Below are 14,531 nucleotides of genomic sequence, written 5' to 3'. Positions count from 1 at the left end.
TCATGGCGTGGCGATCATAACGCCGCGATGGCCCGTGCCAGCGCCGCCACATGCGCCGGATTGCTGTTCCAGGCCGTCACCAGCCGTGCCGCGCCGGGCGTGCCGGGCGGTGCATTCCAGTCATAAAAATCAAATCCGGCGTTGCGCAGGGCCGCTGCTTCTGCCGGTGACAGCACCAGAAACACCTCATCCGCCTCAACCGGGTGGATCAACCGGGTACCAGCGGCGGCGGCCAGTTCGGCGGCGGCGTGATTGGCCGCGCGGGCATTGGTCAGCCACAGATCGCCCTCCAGCAGCGCCAGGATCTGTGCCGCCAGATAGCGCCCTTTGGATTGCAGGTGCCCGGCGCGTTTGCGCGCGCGACGGATCGGATCGGCCAGGCCTTGCGCTTCGCCAAACAGCACGATCGCTTCGGCCCCCATCCCTCCGTTTTTGACAAACCCGAAGCTGAGCGCATCGACCCCGGCATCGACCGTCACCGCCGCCGGGTGGCAGCCCAGATGCGCCACGGCATTGGCAAACCGCGCGCCATCCATGTGCAACCAAAGATCGCGCGCCTGCGCCAGCGCGCCGATCGCAGCCACTTCCTGCGGCGTATAAACCCGGCCATATTCGGTCGACTGGGTGATCGAAATCGCGCGTGGCTGCACCTGATGCACATTGTCGCGAATCGGTTCGAGCACGGCACTGATCGTTTCAGTCGTCAACTTTGCCGCGTCGCCCTCGGCCAGCATCAGTTTGGCACCATGGGTGTAAAACCCCGGCGCGCCGCCCTCGTCGACTTCGATATGGGCCTCGCGGTGGCACACCACCCCGCCATCGGGCGGCACCATCGCCGCCAGTGCGAGGCAATTGGCGGCGGTGCCGGTGGCCACCCACAGCGCGGTCGCCGGTTGACCGAACAGGTCGGAAAACGCCCCATCCAGCCGCCGCGACAGCGCATCGCCATCATACCCGTGATCGGGCGCATCGGCCGCCTGCATGGCGGCCCAGACGCGGGGGTGGATGGCGGCGGCGTTGTCGGAAAAGAAGTGCATGGCGCAAGCGCATGCTGCGCCTTTACGCGCCGGTCAAGCCGCCGATGATGCACGCGAAGAAGGAATCGCGGCTAACCGCTAGTATTAACCGCTTTGAGCAGGAATGAAAGTCATCGACAATATGGGGCACTGTTGCGCCCGCTGCGAAAAAGGGTGCCCGGATGTGACCCAGAGAGCAGGCGGGCTGGCTCAGCGTGATGTGATATGACTGCGGTTAGCCCAGATGGGCCCTTGCGAAATATTCTTCGATGCTGGCCGTTTGTTCTGGTGTCAGGGCACGCAAGGGTATGTGGTTAAACGCCCGATCGCTTTGCATCAGTACAACAACCTGTTTGCTTCGGTACATTTTCCGAAAATCAGACCAGCTAAGCGTGCTTTGGCTGCGGGCCGTTTTGCGTATAATCTCAACATCTGTCCAAACCAATTCAACATGGTCCTGCAATGTTTTTTGCTGATCGAAATTTTTACGCGCGAGACGCGGGATTAAAAAGTATTGCACTGACAATGCGCCAATGACAAAGACTGTTCCGAGAAGCAGTCCGACAAAAAATGCGGTGACTATGCTATAAATACCCTCATTCCATACTTCGGATATGGCTATGCCGGAAAATACCAATACACTCAGAGTGAAGATTTTTATCGCACCTTGACTGCGCATTGATGACACATAGTACAAGCGGTTAGCCTCGATGAGGTCGGCCGCGATGGGTTGATAGGATACGGTTTGCATGGTCCGCATCGTAAACGCTTCGGGCAACTGACTGCAAGAGTTCCGGCGGCAGTCTATAAAATTAGTAATTAATTGATTTTAAAAGGTAAAATTATAAACAATGGTCCTGGTCAAAACAACTGGCCAAGGTCGCGCATTCCTTCGACGATGGCGACGATCTCAACCGTGTCGCGTGCTGGTTGATATTCGTACAACACCAGATATGCGCCATGAACCAGCACCCTGGCGCCCGGCCGGATCTCATCCCGGCGGCTGCCCAATTCCGGATAAGTGCGCAACCGCTCGATCTTGGTATCCAATGCCAGCAACAGGCGATCGGCGGCGTCTTCATTGTCGAGCGCGATATAGCGCCAAATGCGCTTGAAATCGTCCCGGCCCCGCCGTGATACGACGATATCAGTCATGTCCGTCGATGGCGGCCCGTTCCGTTCTCGCTTCGTCGATGATCGAGGTCATATTGAGCGGCCCGGCGCTGCCGCTGGCCTTGCCCGCATCCCACGCAGAGCGGAGCGCAGCCAGTTCTTCGTCGCGGAAATGGCGGCGGTCACTCCATAACCGCATCGCGTCGCGCACGACTTCGCTGGCCGATGCATAATTGCCAGATGCAACCGCCGCCCGAATCCTGTCGGCCATGGGTGCGGGGACAACGACGGTCATTCGCTCAACGTTCGACATGATGGCAATGGCCTGTTTGGTATGCGATATTCATACTATAACACACCAGCGCATGGCATCAACGCACAATGCGGCACGGCCAACCCCCGTAACCGCGTGGTTTTGCAAACACCCATTGTGGAGATCTGGGGGAAATGGTGCTGCTGGGGAGGATTGAACTCCCGACCTCAGCCTTACCAAGGATGCGCTCTACCACTGAGCTACAGCAGCACGTCATTTCCCGCGTGCCCGGCAGACCTGTGCATGGCACGCCGGGGCAGGCGCGCCCTTTGGCTGTGGGGGGGCGGTTTGTCAAGCAGGGCTTGGGCGTCGCGCGCCAAGCAGGACTTGCGCGGTCAACCGGCATTCGCCACAGCAGGGGCGATGACCGATCACGTTCCCCCGCCATCCGCGCCCGCTGACGCCAAAAGCGAACGGCAGGCCAGGCTGGCCGAACAATTGCGCGCCAATCTGCACCGCCGCAAGGCGCAGTCGCGCGCGCTAGCCGCGGGGGAGGCCGCGGGGGAGGCGGCGGGTGAAGCCGATAAAACCGACCTTTCCAAACCCTGATCCAGCCGCTACTTCGCGCTTCTTCCGTATCTGACCCGCAGGAAACCCGATGCCCCGTCTGATCCTTGTCCGCCATGGCCAGTCGCAGTGGAACCTGGAAAACCGCTTTACCGGGTGGTGGGATGTCGATGTGACCGCGCAGGGCGCGGCCGAAGCGCTGGCTGCCGGCACGCTGCTGCGCGAACGGGGCGTATTGCCGACGGTGGCGTTCACTTCGCTGCAAACACGCGCGATCAAAACGTTGCACCTGGTGCTGGAGGCGGCGGGGCGACTGTGGGTGCCCGAAACCAAGGACTGGCGGCTGAACGAACGCCACTACGGCGCGCTGACCGGGCTGGACAAGGCCGAAACCGCTGCGCTGCACGGCGATGACCAGGTGAAGATCTGGCGCCGCAGTTTTGATGTGCCGCCGCCGCCGCTGGAACCGGGCAGTGCATTCGATCTGGCGGGCGATCCGCGCTATGCCGGGATCACCGTGCCCGCGACCGAAAGCCTGAAGGACACCATCGCGCGGGTGCTGCCCTATTACGAATCTGCTATCACCCCGGCGCTGCGTGCGGGTGAAACCGTGATCGTATCGGCGCATGGCAATTCGCTGCGCGCGCTGGTCAAACATCTGTCGGGCATTTCCGATGCCGATATCACCGGGCTGGAAATCCCGACCGGTCAGCCGATCATCTATGACCTGGATGATACGCTGGCGGCGGTCGACCGCTATTACCTGTCCGAACGTTGATTGTTAAACGTGGATCGTTGAAGGTGGATCGTTGAAAAGGGGGGCCTGGCCATGACCGCAAGCGTGCCGGTGGCGATCATCATGGGCAGCCAGTCCGACTGGGAAACCATGCAGGGCGCTGCCGCCGTGCTCGACCGGCTGGGCGTGGGGCATGATTGCCGGATCGTTTCGGCGCACCGCACCCCCGACCGCATGGTGACCTTTGCCAAAGGCGCGGCGGAGCAGGGCTTTCGCGTGATCATCGCCGGCGCGGGCGGGGCGGCGCATTTGCCGGGCATGGTGGCGGCGATGACCCACCTGCCGGTGCTGGGCGTGCCGGTGCAATCGCGCGCGCTGTCCGGGCTCGACAGCCTGTTGTCGATTGTGCAAATGCCCGCCGGGGTGCCGGTGGCCACGCTGGCGATCGGCGCGGCGGGGGCGACCAATGCCGGGCTGCTGGCGGCGTCGATCCTGGCCACATCCGATCCTGCGCTGGCCGAACGGCTGATCGCGCTGCGCGCCGAACAGGCCGCCGCGGTGGCAGAGCGGCCGGTCTGAATGGCACGCGCGACATGATCCCCCCTGGCGAAACGATCGGCATTCTGGGCGGCGGGCAGCTGGGCCGGATGATCGCGCTGGCGGCGGCGCAACTGGGCTATCGCTGCCATATCTACGCGCCAGAGGGCGATCCCATCGCCGCCGATGTCGCGGCGCAATTCACGCAGGGGGCGTTTGACGACACCGCCGCGCTGGCGGCGTTTGCCGCGAATTGCGGCGTGGTCACCTATGAATTTGAAAACGTGCCGGTGGCGCCACTCGCGGCAATAACCCCGCATGCACCGCTGTATCCGCCCGCCCGCGCGCTGGAAGTGGCGCAGGACCGGGTCAATGAAAAACGCTTTGTCGATGCACTGGGCGGGCGCACCGCACCGTGGCAGGCGGTCGATAGCGAGGCCGATCTGGCGGCGGCGATGGCGGCAATCGGTACCCCCGGAATCCTGAAAACCCGGCGCGACGGGTATGATGGCAAAGGTCAATGGCGGATCATGACGGCGGAGCAGGGCCAGGCGCTGGACCTGCCCGACGTGCCGCTGATCTACGAAGGTTTTGTGGACTTCTTCGGCGAATTTTCGGTGATCCTGGTGCGGGGTGGCGATGGCGCCATCGCGTTCTGGGATTCGGCGCACAACCACCATGTCGATGGTATTCTGGCACGGTCAACCGTGCCGGCGCCCGCGGCCATTGCCGCGCAAGTGGCTGCGGCGCGCGTGCTGGCGGGCAAAGTCGCCGATGCGCTGGATTATGTCGGTGTGCTGACGCTGGAATTTTTTGCCACCGACCACGGCCCGGTGTTCAACGAAATGGCGCCGCGCGTGCACAATTCGGGCCACTGGACGATCGAGGGCGCGCTGACCAGCCAGTTTGAAAACCATGTCCGCGCAATCTGCGGCCTGCCGCTGGGGGCCACAGCACTGGCCGCGCGCGGCACGGTGATGGACAACCTGATCGGTGATGCCGCGCACGACTGGGCGACAATCCTGTCCGACCCGGCCAACCATCTGCACCTGTATGGCAAGGCGGCGGTGCTGCCCGGTCGCAAGATGGGCCATGTCACGCGGTTGATTCTGTAACAGCCCATGGCAGACGGACTGACCATTATCGTCGCCCGCGCGCACGATGGCACCATCGGGCATCTGGGCCGCCTGCCGTGGCACTTGCCCGACGATTTGCGGCGGTTCAAGGCGCTGACGATGGGGCGCGCGATGATCATGGGGCGCAAGACGTTTGACTCGCTGCCAGGCCGGCTGCCCGGCCGGCGCCACATCGTGCTGACCCGCGATGCCACCTGGCGGCACGCTGGCGCCGAAGCGGCCTGCAGTGTCGATGCGGCGCTGGCCCTGGCCGGGCCGGATGCGGCGGTGATCGGCGGCGCGGAGGTGATCGCGCTGTTTGAAAACCATGCCACCCGGCTGGAACTGACCGAGGTCCACGGGGTATTTGCCGGCGATACGGTGATGCCGGCGCCGGGCCTGCACTGGCGCGAAGTCAGGCGTGAGAGCCATCCGGCGCAGGATACCCGCCCGGCGTTCGATTTCGTGTCGTATCAACGGGCGGATGCCTGATGCGGTTCGATGCGCGCCAGCCTTTGCCGGATTCCATGCAGGGCGCGGTCATCGCGCTGGGCAATTTCGACGGGTTTCACCAGGGTCATCAGGCGGTCGCGCGCGCGGCGGTGGACTGGGCGCGGGCGGAAGGCCGGCCAGCGATCATCGCCACGTTCGATCCGCACCCGGTGCGCCATTTTCAGCCCGATGCCCCGCATTTCCGGCTGACCACGCTCGACCAGCGCGAAGAACTGTTTACCGCCGCCGGGGCCGATGCGATGCTGGTGTTCGGCTTTGACAGCGTGCTGGCGGGCACCACCGCGGCCGCATTCGTGGCCGATCTGCTGGTCGGCCGGCTGGGCGCCAGCGGCGTGGTCACCGGCGAAGATTTCACCTTTGGCAAGGGCCGCGGTGGCAATGTCGCGGTGCTGGCCGAATTGGGCGGCGCGCTTGGCCTGCGCACCCGTGCGATCGGCCCGGTATCGACCGGTGAAGCGGTGGTTTCATCCAGCCGTATCCGCGATGCGCTGGTGGCGGGCGATTGCATGACCGCCACGCAACTGATGACGCGGCCGTTTGCGGTGCGCGGCCCCGTGCTGCATGGCGACAAAGTGGGCCGCACCATCGGCTTTCCCACCGCCAACCTGCTGATGGACCAATATTTGCGCCCGCGTTACGGCATTTATGCGGTCACCGGGCGGCTGGCCGACGGGCGCGTGCTGCACGGTGCGGCCAATCTGGGCATCCGTCCGACGTTTGACCCGCCCAAGGAATTGCTGGAACCGCATTTCTTTGATTTCGCAGAAGATCTCTATGGTCAGGAGATCGAGGTCGCGTTTCATCATTTCCTGCGCGGCGAATGGAAATTCGACAGCCTTGATGCGATGATGGCGCAGATCGCACTGGATTGTGACGAGGCGCGGGCCCTGTTGGCAAAGCTCTAACCCAACCCAACCGGTCCTCAATTGCAGGAACCCCGCAACACCGCTAAGGGCCAAGTCACATGACCCAAGAGCGCGACTATCGTCCGACCGTCTTCCTGCCGAAGACCGAGTTCCCGATGAAGGCAGGCCTGCCGCAAAAAGAGCCGGGGATTCTGGCGCGCTGGCAATCCGACGATCTGTATCGCGCTTTGCGCGATGCACGCGCGGGGCGCGAAAAGTTCATCCTTCACGATGGCCCGCCTTATGCCAATGGCGATATGCATATCGGCCACGCGCTGAACCATATTCTTAAGGATATGGTGGTGCGCACGCGATCGTTGCGCGGGTTTGATGCGCCCTATGTGCCCGGCTGGGATTGCCACGGGCTGCCGATCGAATGGAAAGTCGAAGAGCTTTACCGCAAGAAAAAGCTGAACAAGGACGAAGTGCCGCCGCGCGAATTTCGCGCGGAATGCCGCGCCTATGCGCGCGGCTGGGTCGATGTACAGCGTGAACAGCTGAAACGGCTGGGCATCAATGCCGATTGGGACAATCCCTATCTGACCATGGATTTCGCCGCCGAGGCGACCATCGTGCGCGAACTGATGCGCTTTGCCGAAACCGGGCAGATCTATCGCGGGGCCAAACCGGTGATGTGGAGCCCGGTCGAAAAAACCGCGCTGGCCGAGGCGGAGATTGAATACGAGGATATCACCAGCACGCAGATCGACGTGGCGTTCGAAATTGTCGAATGCCCCGATCCCGATCTGATCGGGGTGCGGGCGGTAATCTGGACCACCACGCCCTGGACGATCCCCGCCAACCAGGCGATCGCCTATGGCAAGGCGATCGATTATTTCGTGATCGCGGTGGGCGATGCGCGCTATCTGGTGGCCGAACCGCTGGTCGATGCCTTTGTGAAGCGCATCGGCGCCGACAGCCACACTATGCAGTTCTACATCAAGGGCGCTGCGCTCGATGGCACTGTGGCGCGCCACCCGATGCATGCGCTGGGCGGGTTCTATGCGCGGCCGCGGCCGTTCCTGGCGGGTGATTTCGTCACCACCGAATCCGGCACGGGCCTCGTGCACATGGCGCCCGACCATGGCGAAGACGATTTCATTCTGTGCAAGGCGCACGGGATCGAACCGGTGTTCGCGGTCGAAGGCGATGGCCGCTACCGCGCCGACTGGGCCTGGCTGCCGGGCGAAGGCAGCGTGATCAATCCAAAATTCAATGCCCCCGACGGCCCGGTCTGCACGGCCCTGGCCGAGGTTGGCGCGCTGGTCGCCGCCAGCGCCGATTACCGCCATTCCTATCCGCATTCGTGGCGGTCAAAGGCCAAGGTGATCTTTCGCTGCACGCCGCAATGGTTCGTGCCGATGGACAAGGCGATCCCGCCGATCCTGCCCCCGGGCGCAGACGATCTGGATGCGATGCTGGCGCCGCGCACCTTGCGCGAACGCGCGGTGAAGGCGATTGCCGAAACCCGCTTCGTGCCGGAAAAAGGCCGCAACCGCATCGGCGCAATGGTCGAAGGCCGCCCCGACTGGGTGCTGTCGCGCCAACGCGCATGGGGCGTGCCGCTGACGCTGTTTGTCCACCGCCAGACCGGTGACGTGCTGGTCGATCCGGCGGTCAACGCACGGATCGTGGCCGCTATCGCAGACGAAGGCGTTGACGCATGGGATGAAGCGCGCGCCGGCGAATACCTCGGCCCCGATCACGCCGCTGATGATTACGAACGCGTGACCGACATCCTGGACGTGTGGTTCGATTCGGGATCGACCCACGCGTTCGTGCTGGAAAGCGGGCGCTGGCCCGATCTGACGCGGCCCGACGGCCATGTCGGCCCATGGGCGGATCTGTACCTTGAAGGGTCGGACCAGCATCGCGGCTGGTTTCAGTCGTCGCTGCTGGAATGCTGTGCCACGCGCGGTACCGCGCCGTACAAGGCAGTGCTGACGCACGGTTTCACCATGGATGCCAAGGGCATGAAAATGTCCAAATCGCTGGGCAACACGATCAGCCCGATCGATCTGATGCGCGATTATGGCGCGGATATCCTGCGGTTGTGGGCGCTGTCGGTCGATTTCACCGAAGATCATCGCATCGGCAAGGAAATCCTGGCCGGGGTGGCCGACCAGTACCGCAAATTGCGCAACACGTTCCGCTATCTGCTGGGTGCACTCGACGGGTTTGATGAAGCGGAACGGCTGCCGGTCGATCAGATGCCGGACCTGGAACGCTATGTGCTGGCGCGATTGGGCGGGCTGGATGCCACGCTGCGGCAGGCAGTCGATGATTTTGATTTCAACACTTATGTCCGCACGCTGACCGATTTCTGCAACGATGATCTGTCGGCGTTCTTCTTCGATATCCGCAAGGACAGCCTCTATTGCGATGCCGCCGGGTCGGTCACCCGCCGCGCCTGCCGCACCGTGCTCGACATGCTGTTCCATGCGCTGGTGCGCTATGCCGCGCCGGTACTGGTGTTCACCGCCGAAGAAGTGTGGGGCACCCGCTATCCGGCGGCGTCCAGCGTGCACTTGCTGGAATGGCCCGATGTCCCCGCAGTCAGCGTGGACGAAGACCAGTGGCAGGCGCTGCGCGCGCTCCGCACTGCGGTCAACGAAGCGATCGAGCCGCTGCGCCGCGACAAGATCGTGGGGTCCGGGCTGGAAGCGGCGGTCACCGTGCCGGCGGATGCGGCGCCCGGTGTGGCAGAGGCGGTGCTGGCCGAACTGTTCATCACCGCCACGGTCACGCGCGGTGCAACAATCGCGGTTGCCCGCACCACTGATCACAAATGCGGCCGCTGCCGACGCCATCTGCCTGATGTGGCGCAGGACAATGCGCTGTGCGCGCGTTGTGATGATGTGGTGGCTGAACTGGATGGAATTTCGGCATGAGCGTGCGGCGATCCCCCGGCGCGCGCGCGTTTGAAACATGGTCGCGCCGCGCGTTCGGTTATGGCCTGGCGCTGCTGGTGTTTGCGATCGATCGCGGGATAAAGGCGCTGTTGACCGGGCCGGTCGCGCTGGCCCAGGTTGATGCGATTCCCATCCTGCCGGTGTTCGCGCTGCGTTATACGCAGAATCTTGGTGTGTCGCTCGGACTGTTTACCGCCAGCACGGCGCATATGCGGTTGATCCTGATCGCGGTGACCGGGGCGATTGCGCTGGGTGTGGCCGGCTGGTTGCTGGTTGAACGGCGCCGCGCTGATGTGATCGGGCTGGGGTTGGTGCTGGGCGGCGCGCTGGGCAATATCTATGACCGGGTGGCGTTCGGCTATGTCATCGACTACGCCGATCTGCATATCGGGGCCTGGCGGCCCTTTCTGATCTTCAATTGCGCCGACGCGGCGATCACTTTTGGCGTGCTGATACTGCTTGCCCGTTCGCTGCTTTCCGGCGAAAAGCGCGGGCAGGATGGTGCAAAGCCCCCTACGGAGAATTTGTAATGCGCAAGACCGCCGTTGTTTCTTATGCTGGTTTTGCGGTGGCGCTGGCCGGCCTGCTGGGTGGGTGCAGTTCGCATTCCTCGCTGTTCAACCGCGTTCGCCCCGATGAATTCGCGGTGACGCGCCAGGCGCCGCTGGTGGTGCCGCCCGATTTCGCGCTGACCCCGCCCAATCCCGGCGCCCCGCGTCCGCAGGATGTCGACAGCAGCCGCCAGGCGCTGGATGTGCTGTTTGGCGGCGCAGCCCCGCGCAGTGCGGTTGAAACCGACACGCTGGGCAAGGCTGGCGCATCATCGCCGGCCATCCGCAGCACGGTCGGCGATCCCAAGACCCAGACCGTGCCAAAGGGCGCTGGCGTGCGCGATATTGTGAAGGCGCCCGAATCCAGCAGCACCGCCGCGCAGGCGACGACCGGGAATTGAGCGTGATGCGACCCGCGTCGATGTGATGGGCGGGTTGATTCAGCCGGACAATTTTACAAGACCCGCTCATCCTGAGCTTGTCGAAGGACACGCGCGACATCCGCCCCATCACGCGTCGCAAGCGCGCGGGGCGGGCGGAGGCGCGCATGCTTCGACAAGCTCAGCACGAGCGGAGGTTCGTTTTCCGGTATTTTACCGATCCACCAAGCCCTATCCATCCAGCGTGGATAGCACGGGCAGGTGTTTGATGCGGTCGGCCAGCAGCTTGTCGATCTTGCGGCCGTCCATGTCGATCACTTCAAAGCGCCAGCCCTGGCTGACAAAGTGTTCGCCTTCGTGGGGCAGGCGTTTCAGCACTGACAGCGCGAACCCGGCAACTGTGGCATAGTCGCGGTCTTCGGGCAGATCGATGCCCAGCCGGTCGGCCATGGCATCGGCGGGCAAGGCGCCTGAAATCAGCAGCGATCCGTCTTCGCGCACGATCAGCATCGGCGTATCGCCGTCATCGCCATGCGCCACAAACGTGCCGGCAATCGCATCCAGCAGATCGGCCGGGGTGACGATCCCTTCCAGATGGCCATATTCGTCGTGCACCAGCGCCAGCGCCACTTCGGCCAACTGGATCTGGCGCAGGGCATCCATCGAATCGAGCTGATCGGGCACGATCGCCGGCTTTTTCATCAAATTGCCCAGCTCTGCGCGGTCACCGCGCACCAGCGCCTGCAACACATCGCGCACCCGCACCACGCCCACCACGCTATCCACCGAACCATCGGCGACCAGCACCAGCGAATGCGGGCACCCGGCGATCGCATCGCGCAATGCGCTGCCCTGCGCGATCGCGTCCGCAGCATCGCTGTCAGCGGTGTCGTCGCACAAATCCTGCGGCCCGGAAAAAACGCGGGCATCGATCCAGTGCAATTCGGTGCGCGGGGTCATCAGGTCGCGCACCGGGCGTTCGGCCAGCCGCATCACCGTGGTCATCAGCGCGCGTTCGTCTTCTTCGATCACGCCGGTGCGGGTGGCCTCGGCAAAGATCATTTCCAGCTCTTCGGTGGTCACATCGTGCGATCCGGGATTTTCGACCCCGGTCAGCCGCAGCACCAGCGTTGATGACGTGTCGAGCAACCAGACCAGCGGCGCGGCGACTTTCGCCACGATCGCCATCGGCCGCGCGGCGATCACCGCGATCGGTTCGGCCGACCGCAGCGCCAGCTGTTTGGGCACCAGTTCGCCGATCACCAGGCTGAGATAGGTGGTAATGGCGATCACCAGCGCAAAGCCAACCTCACCGGCCAGCGGACCCGGCACGCCCAGCGCGGCCAGCCGTTCGCCCACCGGCCCGCCCAGTTCCGACCCGGAAAACGCGCCGGTGATAATGCCCACCAGCGTGATGCCGATCTGCGCGGTCGATAACAGTTTGCCCTGGTCGCTGGCCAGATCGAGCGCCAGCGCCGCGCTGACCGATCCCGCCTCTGCCCGCAGTTTCAGCCGCGCCGGGCGCGCCGACACGATCGCCAGTTCGGACATTGAAAACAAACCGTTCAACACCACCAGCGCGGCAATGATGACGACATCTGACCAGGGAAAAGGTGTCACAATGCCAGCCACTAGCAGGTTTGTGCGGCTTGGCGAAGAGTTCTGCTGTCATTCGCGGGGCTTCCCGTTCGGATTTCGTTCAGCAAAGCCACGGTTATACGAAGCTGCACTGACGTGCAGTCATACCTCCCGCCCCGCCTCGCGAGCCCGACCACCATAACCTACTGGTTTCGTTGGTGGTCGGGTGGGGAGGCGGGGCGGGAGGTATGAGTAGCGCTTAGCGCGACCTGATATTAGTGTCATGATAAGACATTAACGGGCTGGCAAGTCGGGCAGATACGCGTATCGCTCGGGAAAATTCGAAGAAAAGGACATGGTCATGACATATCGCAGGGTATTGCTGTCGTCGCTTTGCGCGGTTTCGCTGGTCGGCACTTCGGCGTGCGTTACCGATCCCAATACCGGGCAACAAAAGGTGTCGCGCACCGCGATCGGCGCCAGTGCCGGGGTGCTGGGCGGGTTGCTGCTGGGCGGGTTGATCGGCGGCGGCACCGGGCGGATCATCGGTGCCGGGATCGGCGGCATCGCCGGCGCGGCGGTCGGCTATACCATGGACAAGCAGATCAAGGAGCTGAAGGAACAGACCGCCGGCAGCGGCGTCGATGTGAAATCGGTCGATGATGGCCAGGCCATCCTGGTCAATCTGCCCAGCGGGGTGACCTTCGACACCGACAGCACGGTGATTAAACCGGCGTTCCGCGACACACTGGACAAAGTTGCCGCCAGCATGGCGCGCTATCCCAATTCGCTGATCGACGTTTATGGCCACACCGATTCGACCGGATCATCGGCCTATAACCAGACATTGTCCGACAACCGCGCGCGCGTTGTTGCCGATTACCTGTCGTCACGCGGGGTGGCACCGGCGCGCATCCGCAGCACCGGCTTTGGCGAAACCCAGCCGGTCGCCACCAACGACACGCTGGAAGGCCGCGCCGCCAACCGCCGCGTGGAAATCAAGATCGTGCCGGTGACGCAGGACGATGTCGCGCGGGCCAAAGGATCGAACTGAGATTTACCACGCGGTCCTTGACGCCGTGCCGGGCCGGCTGGCATCCGGCACGGCGAACAGGGAGAATTTCGTGCCGCAAACCGATTCAGCCACCGCCACCGCCACTGTCAACCGTCGGGCGATCAATGGCCGGCTGACCAATCCGGTCGGGCTGGGGTGCATGTCGCTTAGCTGGGCCTATGCCAAACGCCCGCCGGATGAACAGGGCATCGCGCTGCTGCAACGCGCGGTCGATCTGGGCTATGACCATTTTGACACCGCCCGCCTCTATGGCCAGGGCCACAACGAAACGCTGGTGGGCCAGGCGCTGCAGGGCCGCCGCGACAAGGTGTTTCTGGCCAGCAAGATGGGTATTTTCGTCACTGGCGAACGCCGCGGCATCGATTGCAAGCCAGAAACGATCCGCGAACAGCTGGAAATTTCGCTGCGCCTGCTGCAGACCGACCATATCGATCTGTATTACATGCACCGCCGCGATTTCACTGTGCCGATCGAGGATTCGGTGGGGGCGCTGGCCGATCTGGTGCGCGAAGGCAAAATCGGCGCGATCGGCCTGTCGGAAATGTCGGCCGATACGCTGCGGCGCGCGGCCGCGGTGCATCCGATTGCCGCGATGCAGACCGAATATTCCCCCTGGACGCGCCAGGCCGATATCGCGGTGATCGATGCCTGCCGCGAAACGGGCACCACCTTCGTGGCCTTTTCACCGGTCGGACGCGGCGCGCTGGCCAATGGCGTGGATGATCCCGCCGCGCTGGATGACGGCGATCTGCGCCCCGGCATGCCGCGGTTCAAAGGGGCCAACTGGCGGCACAACCATGGGCTGTTGCAGCAGTTCAACGCACTGGCGGCGGGCGCAGGCGTGACCCCGGCACAATTGTCGCTCGCCTGGGTGCTGTCGCGCGGCGACCATGTCGTCGCCATTCCCGGTACCGCCAATATGGCGCATCTGCATGAAAACATCGCGCGCTGGGACTGGGCGATCCCCGCCGATCTGGCGGCACAGGTCGACGCGCTGATCAACCATCAGACCGTCGCCGGCCACCGCTATTCGGCTGCGATGCAGGCGACCATCGATACCGAGGATTTCGACACGTTTTTTGAAATCGCCGGTTAGTTGCAATGAGTGCAACGCATTGAATAAAAAGCCCTCCCCCTCAGGGGGAGGGTTGGGCGGGAGTGTCCAACGCCCGTGTTTGGCGCGTCTTTGCGGACGTCGGACACCCCTCCCCAACCCCACCCCTCAGGCTACGGCATTCACACATCGTGGTTGCGAAGGTTGCAGATGTCTGATTCGTAGT

Annotated in this window: 16 protein-coding genes and 1 tRNA gene; 11 read left to right on the top strand and 6 right to left on the bottom strand. The window is 63.6% G+C overall.

What is annotated here, in order from left to right:
• Positions 1 to 14: 14 nt before the first annotated feature.
• The 5 genes from ABWP89_RS16090 to ABWP89_RS16070 all read right to left on the bottom strand — a co-directional run bounded on the left by ABWP89_RS16090 (position 15) and on the right by ABWP89_RS16070 (position 2,652).
• Complete coding sequence (locus tag ABWP89_RS16090) at positions 15 to 1,037, bottom strand: threonine aldolase family protein (RefSeq protein ID WP_353230560.1); 1,023 nt, start codon at positions 1,035 to 1,037, stop codon at positions 15 to 17.
• A gap of 214 nt (positions 1,038 to 1,251) precedes the next feature.
• Positions 1,252 to 1,776, bottom strand: coding sequence for a YcxB family protein (locus ABWP89_RS16085; protein WP_353230559.1), 525 nt, complete (start codon positions 1,774 to 1,776; stop codon positions 1,252 to 1,254).
• Positions 1,777 to 1,877: 101 nt separating this feature from the next.
• Positions 1,878 to 2,171: a type II toxin-antitoxin system RelE/ParE family toxin gene (locus tag ABWP89_RS16080; protein WP_353230558.1), complete on the bottom strand. Its 294-nt coding sequence runs from the start codon at positions 2,169 to 2,171 to the stop codon at positions 1,878 to 1,880.
• Positions 2,164 to 2,442, bottom strand: coding sequence for a type II toxin-antitoxin system ParD family antitoxin (locus ABWP89_RS16075; protein WP_353230557.1), 279 nt, complete (start codon positions 2,440 to 2,442; stop codon positions 2,164 to 2,166). The genes ABWP89_RS16080 and ABWP89_RS16075 overlap by 8 nt, the downstream gene beginning before the upstream one ends.
• A 135-nt stretch (positions 2,443 to 2,577) precedes the next feature.
• Positions 2,578 to 2,652 (bottom strand) — tRNA-Thr (locus tag ABWP89_RS16070).
• 153 nt (positions 2,653 to 2,805) lie between these two features.
• Between ABWP89_RS16070 and ABWP89_RS16065 the strand changes: the two genes are divergently transcribed.
• Genes ABWP89_RS16065 through ABWP89_RS16025 form a run of 9 tightly spaced genes read left to right on the top strand, consistent with a single transcriptional unit; the run spans position 2,806 to position 10,619 of the window.
• Entirely contained in the window at positions 2,806 to 2,991 is a 186-nt protein-coding gene (locus ABWP89_RS16065; RefSeq protein ID WP_353230556.1) for a hypothetical protein, read from the top strand.
• Between the two features lie 49 nt (positions 2,992 to 3,040).
• Positions 3,041 to 3,727, top strand: coding sequence for a 2,3-diphosphoglycerate-dependent phosphoglycerate mutase (gene gpmA / locus ABWP89_RS16060; protein WP_353230555.1), 687 nt, complete (start codon positions 3,041 to 3,043; stop codon positions 3,725 to 3,727).
• 51 nt (positions 3,728 to 3,778) lie between these two features.
• Positions 3,779 to 4,264: a 5-(carboxyamino)imidazole ribonucleotide mutase gene (gene purE / locus ABWP89_RS16055; protein WP_353230554.1), complete on the top strand. Its 486-nt coding sequence runs from the start codon at positions 3,779 to 3,781 to the stop codon at positions 4,262 to 4,264.
• A 14-nt stretch (positions 4,265 to 4,278) separates the two neighbouring features.
• Entirely contained in the window at positions 4,279 to 5,337 is a 1,059-nt protein-coding gene (locus ABWP89_RS16050; protein WP_353230553.1) for a 5-(carboxyamino)imidazole ribonucleotide synthase, read from the top strand.
• 6 nt (positions 5,338 to 5,343) lie between these two features.
• The gene (locus tag ABWP89_RS16045; RefSeq protein WP_353230551.1) at positions 5,344 to 5,829 is read left to right on the top strand and encodes a dihydrofolate reductase; all 486 of its coding nucleotides are present in this window, start codon (positions 5,344 to 5,346) and stop codon (positions 5,827 to 5,829) included.
• Positions 5,829 to 6,755, top strand: a complete 927-nt coding sequence (locus ABWP89_RS16040; RefSeq protein WP_353230550.1) for a bifunctional riboflavin kinase/FAD synthetase — start codon at positions 5,829 to 5,831, stop codon at positions 6,753 to 6,755. The genes ABWP89_RS16045 and ABWP89_RS16040 overlap by 1 nt, the downstream gene beginning before the upstream one ends.
• Before the next feature lie 59 nt (positions 6,756 to 6,814).
• Positions 6,815 to 9,646 (top strand): isoleucine--tRNA ligase, encoded by a 2,832-nt coding sequence (gene ileS / locus ABWP89_RS16035; protein ID WP_353230549.1) that lies wholly within the window; start codon positions 6,815 to 6,817, stop codon positions 9,644 to 9,646.
• Entirely contained in the window at positions 9,643 to 10,197 is a 555-nt protein-coding gene (lspA, locus tag ABWP89_RS16030) for a signal peptidase II (RefSeq protein WP_353230548.1), read from the top strand. The genes ileS and lspA overlap by 4 nt, the downstream gene beginning before the upstream one ends.
• The gene (locus ABWP89_RS16025) at positions 10,197 to 10,619 is read left to right on the top strand and encodes a DUF3035 domain-containing protein (protein WP_353230547.1); all 423 of its coding nucleotides are present in this window, start codon (positions 10,197 to 10,199) and stop codon (positions 10,617 to 10,619) included. The genes lspA and ABWP89_RS16025 overlap by 1 nt, the downstream gene beginning before the upstream one ends.
• 210 nt (positions 10,620 to 10,829) lie before the next feature.
• Here ABWP89_RS16025 and ABWP89_RS16020 read toward each other — a convergent pair whose 3' ends face one another.
• On the bottom strand, positions 10,830 to 12,218 hold the full coding sequence (locus ABWP89_RS16020) for a hemolysin family protein (RefSeq protein ID WP_353230546.1): 1,389 nt from the start codon (positions 12,216 to 12,218) through the stop codon (positions 10,830 to 10,832).
• Between the two features lie 319 nt (positions 12,219 to 12,537).
• Between ABWP89_RS16020 and ABWP89_RS16015 the strand changes: the two genes are divergently transcribed.
• Together ABWP89_RS16015 and ABWP89_RS16010 are read left to right on the top strand one after the other, a co-directional pair.
• Positions 12,538 to 13,230, top strand: coding sequence for a YiaD family glycine zipper/OmpA-like lipoprotein (locus ABWP89_RS16015; protein ID WP_353230545.1), 693 nt, complete (start codon positions 12,538 to 12,540; stop codon positions 13,228 to 13,230).
• A 70-nt stretch (positions 13,231 to 13,300) separates the two neighbouring features.
• Positions 13,301 to 14,347, top strand: coding sequence for an aldo/keto reductase (locus tag ABWP89_RS16010; RefSeq protein WP_353230543.1), 1,047 nt, complete (start codon positions 13,301 to 13,303; stop codon positions 14,345 to 14,347).
• The last annotated feature ends 184 nt before the right edge of the window (positions 14,348 to 14,531 follow it).

The sequence above is a fragment of the Novosphingobium sp. genome (genome assembly GCF_040398825.1).
GTDB lineage: Bacteria > Pseudomonadota > Alphaproteobacteria > Sphingomonadales > Sphingomonadaceae > Novosphingobium.
The sequence above is the reverse complement of the archived record's forward strand: the minus strand, read 5'-3'. Positions and strand labels throughout refer to the sequence as shown.